The sequence below is a fragment of the Corynebacterium tuberculostearicum genome (assembly GCF_022347235.1).
In the GTDB taxonomy this organism is placed as follows: Bacteria; Actinomycetota; Actinomycetes; order Mycobacteriales; family Mycobacteriaceae; genus Corynebacterium; species Corynebacterium tuberculostearicum_F.
Genome location: NZ_JAKRDX010000031.1, coordinates 1 through 13,742 on the forward strand (window position 1 = coordinate 1; position 13,742 = coordinate 13,742).

Here is a 13,742-nt window from a genome sequence, read left to right on the forward strand (position 1 = left end):
CAAATTCTCATGACCGCTGGCGATATGTCCGACTTTCCGTCAGTCGGGCACCTGGCCTCTTACGCTGGTTTATCGCCCCGAACGAATCAGTCCGGAACCTCGATCATGTCGAACTCACTGAACCGAGCCGGCAATAAAAAATTAAAGAACGCCCTATGGCAATCATCTTTTGCATCGATCAGATTCCACGAGCGTTCCCGGCAATTCTATGAACGAAAGCGCCGTGAAGGCAAGAGACATAACGCCGCAGTAGTAGCACTAGCCCGCAGACGACTCAACGTCCTCTACGCCATGATGCGCAACCACGAGCACTACCACGATCCCACACCATCACAGGAAGACCTAGCCGCCTAGACACTAAGAGTAAAGATAGCCGACCGGGTAAAATCCCAGTCGGCTAGCAGCCATGCCCGAAAACAACACGACCAAACAACCCCGCAGAGAGAATCCGCCCCCGATTTCTCCACCCTCGAGGTTGACAACCTATATAGGAACACCCCCGCTTGCCGACGCCGCCCCTCCCCTGCCCCGCGCGGCCTACTCCGCGACCGGCTCCACGCCGGTCGCTACGATGGCTTGGCCTTTCTTCGGCGCATCGCCGCACGAGGAGACCACGCCTTCTACCTCGCGCTCCTCGAGCGCCACGCGCCAGCGCCGGCCGTCAGCGTGGCTGACCTCGCCGCCGTCGGTGGCGGTGAGCTGGCCATAGGAGAGGTCCTCGCCGGCGTCAATAAGCGAGCGGGCCACAGCCAACTCCGCCACCTGGCCGCGCGGGCCGAAAATACCGCGCCCGCGATTTACCGGGTAGAAATACTTCCCCTTCGCCGCCGCCGCAATCATCTGCGCGGCGGCTTCTTTATTCATGCGGCCAAAGGAATAGGCCCATGGCATGAGCATGACCGACGGCGCGAACCGGTGCCCCTTGGTGTGCGAGGTCTCCCACACCATATCTGGGTAATCCGCCACCAGCTCTGCCGCCAGCGGCCGGCCCTTGACCGCACAGCACGTATCGCGCTTCGCGTGCGTACACACCAGCACCAGCGGCGTATCCAAAGCGCCGCCCCCATTGCGGCCAGGCCCGGTCAGGTCCAGATCGAGGATCTTCTCCGGGCCCGTCAGCAGCACGAGCTCCATCACGCCCTGCTCGGCCCACACCAGGTAACAGCGGTGCATCTTGCCCACCTGGCGGCCGTTGCGGCCCGGCCGGCGAATAAGCTGCAGCCCCGCCATGCCCTTCAGCTTGGCCTTGAGCTGCGCCGTGAGCTCCGGCCCAAAGGTATCGCCGTCGAGCACGTCTCGCGACCATCCGCCCGGCCACTCGAAAAGCACATAGACGGATTCCTTCTTCGCCGTGCCCGGCAGCGGCTCTACCTGGATATCTGAACAGAACTCGGTCATATACCTAAGCCTAACCTTTCTGCATTCCAGCTCACACCCTTGGCAACGATTCGGCCACGAAGTACCCCCTCAGCTATACAGTTCACGGCCGAAAATATAACCTAGGGGACATGTTGAAAGTCCGTCTCGCCGCAACGCTTCTCGTCGCTGCTTTTCTCAGCGGCTGCGCTGCCGACGAGTCGGACCCCACCACCATGGCCGCGTCCGCGGATAGCTCCCAGCTCAATCCGCTAGGCCAGGCCAATATGGAGATGAAAACCCTCCGGCCGCAGGCTCCCTCCGAGCTCACGGTGACCGACGTGCGCATCGGCCGGCACGAGGGTTTTGAGCGCGTTGTCTTCGAGCTCGATGGCGGCGGCGCTCCCGGCTGGTTCGTGGATTACGCCGACACGCCCACACAGCAGGGTTCCGGCAAGACCATTGACTACTCCGGCGAGACCGCACTCAACGTCAATATCGACGGCGTGGTCTACCCCTTCGAGGCAGGCAAGGACGATCCCCGCATCGGCGTGGTGGATGCCCCTACGGAAGGAATTGTCACCCAAGTGGTCAATGGCGGCACCTACGAGGGCCGCTGCCAATTTGTCATCGGCATGACCTCTCGCAAGCCTTATTCCGTGCAGGTGCTCGATAACCCCACCCGCCTCGTGGTCGATATTCGCGATTAATAGGTCGCCTCAACCCGCCAGCGACCGCCGGACCATACCAACAGCCAGGCCCGCTGATGCTCTTCGTGGTCGGATTGGCCCACCACCTGCAGGCGCGCTACGTGTTGCGGGGTATCGGTCCACCACTGCGTATCCACCGGCCACGGCCCGGCCCAGCCCAGCACGCGGAAGCGATGCGCGCCCCAGCCCAAGGCCACCGGCACCCCGGACAAGAGGGCCTCGGCGGTAACGAAGACGGGGCGCCCGGCGGCGTCGATAAGCCGAATGCGCGCGGCCGGGTGGTTCGGCCCACCGCCCAGCCGCGCGGGCAGGGGCGCGGGAATGCGGCCGGGCCACTCGCCGTCCGGCGGGGCGTCGCGCTGTTCGCCATAAGGCACGTACTCGATGCGCTCGGCCACCCCACGGCCGCCCACCGCCCGCGGCTGCAGCACGCGATCCACCCCCAGCTGCGATTGCACGCGGGCGATCACGCGCTTGACCTGCTCCTGCGAGCTCTCCCCGCCCCAGAGACCTGCAGCGGACGGGGCGGCGACCTCCACCGGCTCCAGCGCTAGGCGGCGAATGGCCGCGCCCTCACCAGTAGCGCGCGTGAGCCAGCCATCGAGCTGCCAACGCACGCGGTCCGCGGTGGCCTGTTCCGTCAGCGCTTCCTGTGTGCGCCATACCCGCGCCAGCTCCTCACCGGTGCCAAACTCCGCCACCACGCGCAGCCGCAGGCACACCTTGCCGGCCTCTTCCAAGCGGGCATGCAGCCGGGCCGCGAGTTGGCGGGCCGCGAAGGCGGCCGCGTCCACACGCTCGATGCGCTCTTCCATCTCCACCGCCAGATCCGGGCGCGCCAGCTCTGGGGCCACGCGCCTATCCGCACGGGCCTGGGCCAGTTCGTGGGCGCGCCGGCCAGGCTCGCCAAACCGGGTGGCTACCTGCTTAAACGGCAGCGCGGCTAAGTCGCCCAGGCGTCGCACGCCCAGCTTGTCCAGCTGTGCGATAAACCCAGCCTCAAAGCCCAAGGCCTCATCGGCTGCCAGCACGCCTATGGGCTGGGTGGCCAAAAACTCTCGCGAGCCGCCCTCTGGCACCACCGCGCCCACGCCGCGGTGCCGGGCCGCGATGACGGCCGTGGCAATCTCATCGGCGACGCCGAGGGTGGAGTCGAAGCCGGCGTACGAAGAGGCGTCGACAAGCATCTCTAGTGCTTTTTGCCCGTGGTAGCGCAGCGCCGCGCCCGCATCCACAATCGCCAGGCCCGGGCGCAGCACCTCCACCGAGGACGCCACCGCATCTAAGCCGGCCGCGACCTCCGCAAACGCCGCGCCATCCCGGTCCGGATTGGCCTCCACCACCGCGGCCTCGGGGCACAGCGCTTGGGCCTGGCGCAGGCGCATCCCCCGCCGCACCCCCGCCCGGCGCGCCTTCCTATCGCACACCGCCACCGCGTGGTTGCGCGCAATAACCATAGGGCCCTGCCCGCCGGCGGCCTGGATGGGCCAATCCGGAAACCACACGGCCGCTACCCTCATACGGCCTCCAACCGGCGGCGCTGCCCCACCGTGAGCACCCCGCGCGAGGCACCCTGCTTCGAGGTCACCTGCACGTCCATGTCCACGCCGCGAATGCGCCCACTGCCCTTGCCGACGCCCCGGTAAGCACTCACCCGTGCCCCTATCCCCACCGCCGTGCCCGGCAGCCGGGTGCCGACCGTAAGCACCGCCGCGCGCCCACCGCGCACCTTCGCCAGCACCGGCCGAGCCTTGGTAGGGCTCACCTCGCCGGGCGGCCCATGGTGGACAACAAGGTCCAGCCCTTCCGCCAATACTCCCGTCACCATCCAGGATTCCAGGCCCGGATCCGGCACGGTTACCACGCGTTCGATAGCGCCTTCCTCGGCCACTTGTGCGAGTAGCAAATCCGGCCACCCCACCACTCCCACATACCCGCCACGGGCGGTGAGGTGACAGATAAGCTCCACCACCAGCGCCGGGCAGCTCGCACAGTGCACCACCTGCCGGCGCGCCAGGCCACCTGCGGGAAGCAAGCGTGCCAGGCCAGGGAGCGTATCTACCAGCTCTTCTTCCGGACCGCACTCCATAGCGCGCATGCGGGTACGCAGCATCGCCACGCGGTCCGACCTACTTAGCCCGGCCACCGCTTTCTCTAGGCGAACGCTCGTTTGACTCACCCGAATAGTATGAACCCTCACCCGGACACATGCAAGTATATGTTCGAATGGTAGCCTTAGCGGCATGAACTTCAACGCTGCCTACGGCGCCATGCGCGAGCACACCACTCCCATCCCTACTCCGCCATGGGTGCGCTTGGGCTCGTCCATCCTCATCGGTGCGGCCGTGGCACTCTTGGCAAGCCGCGCGCATATCTTTGCCGCACTGGTTGGGGCGCTCGTATGCCTCGTGGCGGCCTTCGTCCTCGTCTTTGCCCACCCCTACCGCCGCGCGATGCGTTCCTATGCCGACAAGCGCAATGTCGCTCTAGTTCCTACCATCGCGCAGCTCGTGCCACTGATGATTCTGTGGCTTATGGTGATGCTCGCGCCCATCGTGTCCCTGCCTGCATGGGGTGCCGGCCTGGTGTGGCTCGTGGTCTTTGGGCTGAGCTTTTTCGTCTTCCCCCATGTGGATGGCACGCGCCGGCTCGCGTTTGCCTAATCTAAACGACACTTTTTGAGGTTATCCACAGCTTTTCGGCCCGCGGCGGGTGTGCGGGCCGGGTTATCCACAGAATCGGCCGTAGCGGTTGCGCCGGCCGTGCGCCGGTGTGGGTGCGCGCCGTAGCGTTGCAGGCATGAACGCACTCGAGACCTACCTCACCGCCTTGGGCCCTGGCATGGACATCATCGCCGGGTGCCAAGGCATGTCCGGGTCCGAGCTCATGGACCGCGGCGCGCCCGATGCCATCGCCGCCGATCTGCTGCTTTTGTGCGAAAGCTACTTCGGCCGCACCAAATTTACGCGCCTGCAGCGCCGCGCTATTGCCGACGCCCGCCGCAACACCCACTCCATCGCCACCCTTGCTGCCCTAGAACGCATTGTTAACCGCGCGCCCAGCAAAAAGCAGGCCTGGCAGCTGCGCGCAGAATGCTGCGCGATGACCGGCTCAATGAGCCACATCCTTAAACACGCCCGACGGCGCCTGCGGGAGATGAAAGACGACACCGTAAGCCCAGGCGTACGCACCTACCGACGCCCCAATGATTACTGGACGCTTGCCATCACCGGAACCTCTAGTTTCATCGCGGATCTCAACGCCGCGCTGGCCGCGACTGGAAAGCAATCGCTCGAGGCAGTAGAAAAGATCTTCTTTGACCAAGCTGCGGCCGCGCGGGCAGAAGTGGTGACCAATGCCATCGTGCCGTTAGACAAATTCATCCGCATCCGCGACGGCCATGGTGATGATATCGAGCTTGATCTGACCAATGGCGCCACCATCACCGGCACCGAATATCTGCGCCGCGTGCTCAACGACGTCGGCTTTTCTGGCGATAAAGAAACCGGCTACGTCACGCTTGTGCACCCCGAAGAAGGTCCGGTCAATCTCTACCGCACGGCGCGCGTGGCCAATGACAAGCAGCGCATTATGGCCGCTGCAGAAAATCCACGCTGTGCCTGGCCGGGCTGCAACCAGCCGGCCGACCTCTCCCAAGTCCACCACCTTAAAGCGTGGAGAAATGGCGGGGAGACGAATATGAAAAACCTGGTCATGTGCTGCGCCTACCATAATGGCGTCAACGACGATGACCCCAACGCCCCACCTCGGCGCGGCCGCCTCGAGCGGGTGGGCGGACGCGTTGTGTGGCGGCCACCGTTTACCCCGCGCGAGTAAGTGCCGCCCGCTAAAACGAGCGAAAAGGCGCTCAGCACTAGACTGAGCGCCTTCTACGCATGCCGTTTTACTCCCACTCGATGGTTCCTGGTGGCTTGGAGGTGCAGTCCAAGACCACGCGGTTGACGTCCTTCACCTCGTTGGTGATGCGGGTAGAAATCTTCTCCAGCACCTCATAAGGCAAGCGAGTCCAGTCTGCGGTCATGGCGTCCTCCGAGGACACCGGGCGCAGCACAATCGGGTGGCCATAGGTACGGCCGTCGCCCTGCACGCCAACGGAGCGGACATCGGCCAGCAGTACCACCGGGCACTGCCAAATCTGGTCATCCAGGCCGGCATTGGTCAGCTCGGTGCGAGCAATAAGGTCTGCCTCACGCAGGGTTTCCAAGCGCTCCTCGGTCACCTCACCGATGATGCGGATACCCAAGCCCGGGCCAGGGAATGGCTGGCGGCTAACGATCTCTTCTGGCAAGCCTAGCTCGCGGCCGACGGCGCGAACCTCGTCTTTAAACAGCAGGCGCAGCGGCTCGACCAGTTCGAACTCCACGTCATCCGGCAAACCGCCGACATTGTGGTGAGACTTAATATTCGCCGTGCCATCGCCGCCGCCAGACTCGACAACGTCCGGGTACAGAGTGCCCTGGACGAGGTAGTCGACGGTGGAGCCTGCAGGGGCGTCGTCAAGCACGCCTGCAACCGCGCGCTCAAAGGAACGGATAAACTCCGCGCCGATGGCCTTGCGCTTGGCTTCTGGGTCGCTAACTCCTGCCAGCTTTTCCAAGAAAGCAGCGCGCTCATCTGCGGTCACCAGCTTCGCTCCAGTGGAGGCAACGAAGTCCTTTTCTACCTGCTCGCGCTCGCCGGCACGCAGCAAGCCGTGGTCAACGAAGACACAGGTGAGGCGATCGCCAATGGCACGCTGCACCAACGCGGCCGCTACAGCGGAGTCCACACCGCCGGACAGGCCGCAAATGGCGCGACCTTCCTCACCCACCTGTGCGCGGACATCCGCGATGAGCTGCTCTGCGATATTATCGGCCGTCCAGTTCTGCTCTAGGCCAGCAACCTCAGTAAGGAAGCGGGTAAGCACCTCCTGACCGTGCGGCGAGTGCTGTACCTCAGGGTGGTACTGCACGCCGGCCATCTTCTTGTCTAGGCACTCCATCGCTGCAACCGGAGCACCGGCCGAGGTGGCCGTAACCTCAAAGCCTTCGGGAGCGGCAGATACAGCATCGCCGTGAGACATCCACACCTTGTGGGTAGCCTCCAGGCCTTCGTGAAGTACGCCGCCCTTAACATTCATATCGGTACGGCCGTATTCACGCTCGCCGGTGGAAGAGACAGTGCCACCAAGCGCATGGTTCATGGCCTGGAAGCCGTAGCAAATGCCGAAAACCGGAATGCCGAGCTCAAGTAGCTCCGGCTTGAGGGCCGGGGCACCATCGGCATATACGGAAGATGGTCCACCCGACAAAATGAGAGCGGCTGGATCCTTTGCTTTGATTTCCTCCACAGACGCGGAGTTGGGGACAACCTCGGAGTAAATCTTGGCCTCGCGCACGCGGCGGGCAATAAGCTGCGCGTACTGAGCGCCAAAGTCCACAACGAGGACGGGGCGCGGGGTAGTATTTGGCTTAGTCACGCCCCATAGTCTAACCCACTAAACTGATAGCTTATGAAGCGCTTGGCTATTGTGCTCGCCGCGAGCCTGCTGTTGTGCGGTTGTGACACCACCCCGACTACGGCCGAGGTGACGTCTGCGCTGGATGAACAAGGCCCGCAACAGGTAACACTTCCGGCCGCGGAAATCTTTGGAAGCGAGTGGGATGAGTGGGTTCCATTGTGCGGCACGCAGCAGGCAGAGCGCGTGGGGCATCCAGAAGTAGCGCAAAATTCGGTGGTTCTACGCGCGAGCAGCGAAGAGAAGGTTGTAGAGCTCAATCCCTCGGGAGTACGCGTGTGCCCAGTCCACAACTCAGGGCAATGGCGGCCAACGACGGACAAGACCACGTGGAGGCGTGAGGGCGGCTGGCAATTGGTTTCCTAAACCACTCTCCTACCTCGCCAACTGGTATCTGTTCGGCGGCGAAGGAAGCCCTGAGACAAAGAAACGCGACTGCGCCAAGAAGGCACAGCCGCGTCAGGACTCTCGCGCGGATTAGTAGCGAACGGCGAGTTCGACCTTCTGGAAGGACTTCAGGTCGGTGTAGCCACACTTGGCCATGGAACGGCGCAGCGCGCCGACCAGGTTGGTGCGGCCAAAGGGCTCGCTGGAGGGACCGTGCAGCACGGTTTCCAGCGACGGGGCGGCCGATTCTTCTGTGGCTTCGGCCGGGGTACCGGTGGTGAGGAAATCGACGTCCAAGTCGGTATCGGCCCCGGAGAACTGAACGAAGCCGCGTGGGAAACGCGGGTGGCCGGCCGTGGCAGGCCAGTACCAGCCCTTGCCGCCGGCCTCGCGGGCCTGGGCAAGCAGTGGGCCGAGAGCAACACCGTCAGCGCCGCAGGCAAAAGCCTTGGCAATATTGCCGGAGTTTTCAAACTCGGTATCGGCGATGATGTGTACATAGCGGCCGCCGGTCTCGTCGAGGTAGTCGCGGCGGGCTGCGGCGGCGTCGGCAATCGCGGTGCCCATGGCCGAGTCGATGCCAACGGTCTCGGCGTTGGTGGTCACACCCGCGCCTACGATGACGCCGGCCGCGCCGGTGCGCATCAGGTGTAGCGCAGTGGTGTAGTCGGTAACTCCGCCGGCAATGACGGGAACGTCAAGGGTGCCGATAAACTCCTTGAGGTTCAGCGGCTCACCGCCGGTAGCCACGTGCTCGGCCGAGACCAGGGTACCCTGGATAAACAGCAACTCGGCACCGGCCGCGATGACCTTAGGGGCCATCTCGCGAGCATTTTGCGGAGAAACGCGCACAGCAACGGTAACTCCGGAGTCGCGGACTTGGGAGATGCGCTCGGTAAGGAGGGCATCGTCAAGCGGGGCGGCGTGCAGCTCCTGGATGATGGAGTTATCGCCCGGCTGCGAGTAAATGCGGGCCAGGGCGCCCTCGAGGTCCTTGTGGCGACCCCACAGGCCCTCGGCATTAATGACGCCCAGGCCGCCCTGCTTGCCCATCTCGATGATGAACTCGGGGGTGGCGAGCGCATCGGTGGGGTGGGAAACGAAGGGGATGTCGAAGGTATAGGCGTCGATGTGCCAGGTGGTGTCCACGTCCTTGGAAGAACGGGTACGACGCTGCGGCACGATGGATAGTTGCTCTAGATCGAAGGTGCGGCGGGCCTCGCGGCCGATGCCAATTTCGGCGTATTCACGCATGATATTCCTAGCGGTAGTTTGGTGCTTCTGCGATTTGCTGCAGGTGGTGCGGGTGGGATTCCTTCAAGCCCGCGGCGGTGATTTGGACGAAGCGCTTGGTCTTCAGCTCGGCCAGGGTGGCGGAGCCGGTATAGCCCATGGAAGCGCGCAGGCCGCCGATAATCTGGTGCACGATGGCATCGATATCGCCGCGGAAGGGCACGCGGCCCTCGACGCCTTCCGGAACCAGCTTGTCTTCGCTGCGGACATCGGCCTGGAAATAGCGGTCCTTGGAGTAGGAGCGCTTCTCACCGGAGAGGCCGCGGCCCTGCATGGCGCCCATGGAGCCCATGCCGCGGTAGCGCTTGTACTGCTTGCCCTGGTAGACCACGATGTCACCGGGGGCTTCGGTGGTGCCGGCAAACATGGAGCCCAGCATGACGGTATCGGCGCCGGCCGCCAGGGCCTTGGCGACGTCGCCGGAGTACTGCATGCCACCATCGCCGATAACCGGCACACCGGCCGGGCCAGCTACTGCGGCGGCCTCCATCAGGGCCGTAATCTGCGGCGCGCCCACACCGGCGACGACGCGGGTGGTGCAGATGGAGCCCGGGCCGATGCCGACCTTGATGGCGTCGGCGCCGGCATCGATCATCGCCTGGGCGGCCTCGCGGGTGGCAAGGTTACCGCCGATGACATCGACCTTGGAACCGAAATCCTTTTGGACGCGGGCGACCATTTCCAGCACGCGGTTGTTGTGGGCGTGGGCGGAGTCGACGACGAGGGCGTCCACGCCGGCGTCGACAAGCGCGGCGGCGCGCTGGTAGGACTCTTCCCCGGTACCGATGCCGGCCGCAACCAACAGGCGGCCGGCCGAGTCCTTGGACGCGTTAGGGTACTGCTCGGTCTTGACAAAGTCCTTGACGGTAATCAGGCCGGTGAGCTTATTATCCGCATCGACGATGGGCAGCTTTTCCACCTTATTGGCCGAAAGCAGTTCGAGGGCTTCCTTCTTAGATACGCCCTCGCGCGCAACGACGAGCGGCATGGCCGTCATGACCTCGCTGACCTTGCGGTCAAAGTCAGGCTCGAAGCGCATATCGCGGTTGGTGCAAATACCCACCAGGGTGCCATCCTCGTCTACCACCGGCAGGCCAGAAATACGGAAGCGGGCACACAACGCGTCTACTTCCCCGATGGTCATATCCGGGCGGGCGGTGATGGGGTCGGTGACCATGCCGGACTCGGAGCGCTTCACAATCTCTACCTGCTCGGCCTGGTCCTCGGTGGAAAGGTTGCGGTGCAGCACACCGATACCACCCTGACGGGCCATGGCAATGGCCATGCGGGCCTCGGTCACGGTATCCATGGCGGCCGAGGCAAGCGGAACGCCGAGGCGGATATTGCGGGTAAACTGCGCGCCGGTATCGACCTCGGAGGGCACGATATTGGATTCGGCGGGCAAAAGGAGCACATCATCAAAGGTCAGGCCGCGCAGGGCTACCTTGTTCGGGTCATCTCCACCAGTATGAATACGGTTCTCGCTCATCGAGGTCTCTCCTTAACAGGTTTAGCGGCTAACCCAACTGTAGTGCGTTGCCGGCCGACGACACCATTTGGGCAGGGGGTAAATTGCCTCGGGAGGGTAAGTTCAATAGGCTCGCAGACGTGAACTTCTTCGCCAATATGCCCCGCGATCCTTTCGCCGATGATCCGAATGACCCCGCCTCCTTCCTGGAGGAGGACGAGCAGGTCATGCCGCTTACCGACGATGACCGGATCGCCATCATCCACGACCTCGCGCTGGTGCAGAAATTCGCGTCCATCCTCGGCCCACGCGGCATCGATGGCATCTTCTTCCTGTGCGAGGATTGCCAAGAAAACCACTTTTATGAGTGGGACATTATGGCCGCTAATATGCGCGCCACCCTTGAAGGCGAGCTAGCGCCGGTACATGAGCCAGGCGCCGAGCCAGATCCCTCCCGCTACGTGCCTTGGGACTACGCCTTGGGTTACTTGGATGGCCTAGAGGGCCGCTAGCTTCTACTGCTGCTGGCCCAACTCGATGGTGGTCGTCGGCTCATCCTCAACGTTGGGGTTGGGCTGCGGGTTTGGCTGCACTTGTTCCGTGACCACCACGGTTTCGGTGGCGTATTGAGTTTCGGTCACGGTGACCTGCTCCGGCTGTTGCTCCGGTTGCGAAGCTTCTTCCGCCACGGTTTCGGTGGCAGTCTCCGTCACGGTGTGCGGGGTGGGCTTCGGGTGCGCAGAGCGCTTTTGATCGGCCTCACGGTTGGCGGCGATGGCCTTTTCTTCTTTGCCTTCGGCCTCATCCAGCTTGGCGCGGGCGTCCTTCATCAGTTCGCGAGCGCCTTCAATATCACCTTCGGCCGCGCGAGATTCCATCTCTTCCAGCGTGCCGGCCAGCTCTACGTTGCGGGTCTTATCGCCCTTATCAAAGGTTCCGGCGTGCAGCATGGCTCCACCGGCTCCAGCGATGACTAGCGTTGCGGCCGCCGCACCGATGAGCCCATGTACGAACGGGCCGCCGCGGCGGCGCTTGCGGGCCTGGCCTAGGTCGATGACCTCAGGCTCAGCTTCGGCGCCTTCTACCAGCGGGGCTGGAGGCATCTGCTTATCGACGTCCCCCTTTAACTCCAGCAGCAGCTCCGCCAGGTCATCCTGGCCGTCGGAAGGGTTAGTTCCCTTCGAAAGCTCGGTGAGGAATGCATCATCATCTATCAAGGGCTGGAGCTGGTCCGCCAGGCCGTCATTTTCGCCGTGGTGCTTCGGTGCCATGATGGTGTCTCTCCCCCTTCCTTTCTGTTAAGAGATATCTGCTGTAAGAGTCGGCCGCTAGGCCCTTAGCGCGCAGTTTCCTGGGCAGCTTGGAGGGTCTTTCGCAATTGAGCGAGTGCTCGGTGTTGTGCGACACGAACCGCGCCTGGGGTGGAACCCACAATTTCCGCGGTCTCTTCTGCCGACAAACCGTTGAACACGCGCAGAATCACGATGTTTTTCGCCTTGTCACTTAACGTATCGAGCAAGGCGCGCATTCTGTTACTACCGTCGGCCTCTAGCGCCCACTCTTCTGGGGTAGCTTCGTGCGCGGAGTCTTCTGGAATTTCTTCGGTAGGGGTGGACTTATCGCGCCCCATGGCGCGGTGGGCATCGGTGACCTTGTTGAACGCAATGCCGTAGACATAGGCCATAAACGGGCGGCCCTTGTCCTCGTAGGAGCCAATGGAGGTGGCCACTGCAAGACAGATCTCTTGGGCTACATCCTCCGCGGTGGGTTGGCGGCCGCCACCGATGCGGGCGCGGCAGTAGCGCAGCACCTGCGGGTGAATGATCCGCAGAACTTCTTGCAGCGCTCGACGGCTGCCGTCGACGGCATGCGGGACGAGATCCGCTAGCTCCTGTTCCTTATCACTCACGTATGCACCCTCTGACATGTTTTAAACCGGTAACTAACCATATTGGCACACGGGAAGATTATGCAAAGGCAACGCGCGGCCCCAGCGCGTGCGCAACCCGAGCGGCAGAAAATTCACAAACCGTTAACCTTCGTTGTTTCCGCTGGTAAACCGTAGTGCCGGAGGGGTGAACTGGGGAAGAATACCTAAAAGTCAAAAATAGGTAACCCATCGTTAACCCACGCGCGAAACACTACGTGAGGTTGCTTCCCGCGACACTGCGGAAGCCGCACTAGAATTCTCGCCCTTACAAAGGAGCTAAGTAACGTGTCTCAGCCTCATTTGCTTCCCGGTCCCACCGCTGACCTGTGGGATTGGCAGCTACAAGGCGCCTGCCGCGGAGAAAACTCGGACGTGTTTTATCACCCAGATGGCGAGCGCGGCCGTGCCCGCGCCCAGCGCGAAAACCGCGCAAAGGCCATCTGCAATTCCTGCCCGGTCATTGATCTGTGCCGCGAGCATGCCCTGCAATCCGCCGAGCCTTACGGCGTCTGGGGCGGAATGAGCGAATCCGAGCGCGTCGTTGCGCTGCGCCAACGCCGCCGCGCCGCCGCGCCGGTCAACGCTTAAGGCAGAAGATTAGGGGGAGACGAGGGCGTCGGCAAGAAAGCGCCCCGTCACCGAGTCTTTCTGCTCGGCTAACTCGGCTGGGGTGCCACGAAAGACCAGCTGGCCGCCGGCCGAACCGGCGCCGGGGCCCAAGTCGATGGCGTGATCCGCATGCGCGAGTACGGCCAAGTTGTGGTCGATGCAGATGACGGTGTGGCCGGAGTCCACCCGCTCATCACGCCTTGCTCCACGTAGACCGCACCCACACCGCTGCGCTTGGAGCAGGCACCCTCGGAATGCGCGGAAAAGAGTGCGGGTTTGATGCCATTGGCCTTGGCGAAGGCCTTGCGAATGGGGTCGGTATCAGCGGTGCCTTGATGTATTCCACGGCCCTTGATTTCTAGCGGTCGTGGAAACACCTGACATGGGTTAGGTGATTGTGTGGAGTCGAAATGGGTTCCGGATTCTGCTGTTGTGGCGCGGTTTGCGTCGTTGGTTCGGGCTGGTAGTTCA

16 protein-coding genes are annotated in these 13,742 nt (G+C 63.3%); 7 read left to right on the plus strand and 9 right to left on the minus strand.

Annotated features, from left to right (window positions below):
• The coding region (locus tag MHK09_RS11225) for a transposase (RefSeq protein WP_250413581.1) at window positions 1-354 on the plus strand (354 nt) is incomplete at its 5' end.
• Between the two features lie 183 nt (window positions 355-537).
• Here MHK09_RS11225 and MHK09_RS11230 read toward each other — a convergent pair.
• The gene (locus MHK09_RS11230; RefSeq protein ID WP_250413582.1) at window positions 538-1,398 is read right to left on the minus strand and encodes a sucrase ferredoxin; all 861 of its coding nucleotides are present in this window, start codon (window positions 1,396-1,398) and stop codon (window positions 538-540) included.
• Window positions 1,399-1,508: 110 nt separating this feature from the next.
• On the opposite strand from MHK09_RS11230, the gene MHK09_RS11235 reads away from it, so the two are divergent.
• A complete protein-coding gene (locus tag MHK09_RS11235) occupies window positions 1,509-2,066 on the plus strand; it encodes an AMIN-like domain-containing (lipo)protein (protein ID WP_250413583.1) in 558 nt (185 codons plus the stop codon).
• On the opposite strand, the gene MHK09_RS11240 is transcribed toward MHK09_RS11235, so the two are convergent.
• Together MHK09_RS11240 and imuA' are read right to left on the minus strand one after the other, a co-directional pair.
• Complete coding sequence (locus tag MHK09_RS11240; protein ID WP_250413584.1) at window positions 2,063-3,586, minus strand: Y-family DNA polymerase; 1,524 nt, start codon at window positions 3,584-3,586, stop codon at window positions 2,063-2,065. The genes MHK09_RS11235 and MHK09_RS11240 overlap by 4 nt on opposite strands.
• On the minus strand, window positions 3,583-4,179 hold the full coding sequence (imuA', locus tag MHK09_RS11245) for a DnaE2-dependent mutagenesis accessory factor ImuA' (RefSeq protein ID WP_250413589.1): 597 nt from the start codon (window positions 4,177-4,179) through the stop codon (window positions 3,583-3,585). The genes MHK09_RS11240 and imuA' overlap by 4 nt, the downstream gene beginning before the upstream one ends.
• Before the next feature lie 130 nt (window positions 4,180-4,309).
• Here imuA' and MHK09_RS11250 point away from each other — a divergent pair, with 130 nt between their 5' ends.
• Complete coding sequence (locus MHK09_RS11250) at window positions 4,310-4,729, plus strand: hypothetical protein (RefSeq protein ID WP_250413585.1); 420 nt, start codon at window positions 4,310-4,312, stop codon at window positions 4,727-4,729.
• A gap of 136 nt (window positions 4,730-4,865) precedes the next feature.
• The gene (locus tag MHK09_RS11255; RefSeq protein ID WP_250413586.1) at window positions 4,866-5,903 is read left to right on the plus strand and encodes an HNH endonuclease signature motif containing protein; all 1,038 of its coding nucleotides are present in this window, start codon (window positions 4,866-4,868) and stop codon (window positions 5,901-5,903) included.
• Between the two features lie 67 nt (window positions 5,904-5,970).
• On the opposite strand, the gene guaA is transcribed toward MHK09_RS11255, so the two are convergent.
• Window positions 5,971-7,545: a glutamine-hydrolyzing GMP synthase gene (gene guaA, locus MHK09_RS11260; protein ID WP_250413587.1), complete on the minus strand. Its 1,575-nt coding sequence runs from the start codon at window positions 7,543-7,545 to the stop codon at window positions 5,971-5,973.
• A 33-nt stretch (window positions 7,546-7,578) separates the two neighbouring features.
• On the opposite strand from guaA, the gene MHK09_RS11265 reads away from it, so the two are divergent.
• Window positions 7,579-7,950: a hypothetical protein gene (locus tag MHK09_RS11265; RefSeq protein WP_005322686.1), complete on the plus strand. Its 372-nt coding sequence runs from the start codon at window positions 7,579-7,581 to the stop codon at window positions 7,948-7,950.
• A 111-nt stretch (window positions 7,951-8,061) separates the two neighbouring features.
• Here the strand turns inward: MHK09_RS11265 and MHK09_RS11270 are convergent, their stop codons facing one another.
• Both MHK09_RS11270 and guaB read right to left on the minus strand, forming a co-directional pair.
• Window positions 8,062-9,225 carry a GuaB3 family IMP dehydrogenase-related protein gene (locus MHK09_RS11270; protein WP_250413588.1) on the minus strand — a complete coding sequence of 388 codons (1,164 nt, stop codon included), beginning with the start codon at window positions 9,223-9,225 and terminating at the stop codon, window positions 8,062-8,064.
• A 7-nt stretch (window positions 9,226-9,232) separates the two neighbouring features.
• Complete coding sequence (guaB, locus tag MHK09_RS11275) at window positions 9,233-10,753, minus strand: IMP dehydrogenase (RefSeq protein WP_005326824.1); 1,521 nt, start codon at window positions 10,751-10,753, stop codon at window positions 9,233-9,235.
• A gap of 119 nt (window positions 10,754-10,872) precedes the next feature.
• Here guaB and MHK09_RS11280 point away from each other — a divergent pair, with 119 nt between their 5' ends.
• Window positions 10,873-11,244: a DUF5319 domain-containing protein gene (locus MHK09_RS11280; protein ID WP_005326826.1), complete on the plus strand. Its 372-nt coding sequence runs from the start codon at window positions 10,873-10,875 to the stop codon at window positions 11,242-11,244.
• A 3-nt stretch (window positions 11,245-11,247) separates the two neighbouring features.
• Here MHK09_RS11280 and MHK09_RS11285 read toward each other — a convergent pair whose 3' ends face one another.
• Window positions 11,248-12,003 (minus strand): hypothetical protein, encoded by a 756-nt coding sequence (locus tag MHK09_RS11285; protein WP_005326828.1) that lies wholly within the window; start codon window positions 12,001-12,003, stop codon window positions 11,248-11,250.
• Window positions 12,004-12,068: 65 nt separating this feature from the next.
• Window positions 12,069-12,641, minus strand: coding sequence for a sigma-70 family RNA polymerase sigma factor (locus tag MHK09_RS11290; RefSeq protein WP_005326830.1), 573 nt, complete (start codon window positions 12,639-12,641; stop codon window positions 12,069-12,071).
• Window positions 12,642-12,947: 306 nt separating this feature from the next.
• Between MHK09_RS11290 and MHK09_RS11295 the strand changes: the two genes are divergently transcribed.
• The gene (locus tag MHK09_RS11295) at window positions 12,948-13,250 is read left to right on the plus strand and encodes a WhiB family transcriptional regulator (RefSeq protein ID WP_005326832.1); all 303 of its coding nucleotides are present in this window, start codon (window positions 12,948-12,950) and stop codon (window positions 13,248-13,250) included.
• 9 nt (window positions 13,251-13,259) lie between these two features.
• Here MHK09_RS11295 and MHK09_RS11890 read toward each other — a convergent pair whose 3' ends face one another.
• Entirely contained in the window at window positions 13,260-13,457 is a 198-nt protein-coding gene (locus MHK09_RS11890) for a daunorubicin resistance protein (protein WP_436232117.1), read from the minus strand.
• Window positions 13,458-13,742 lie beyond the last annotated feature (285 nt).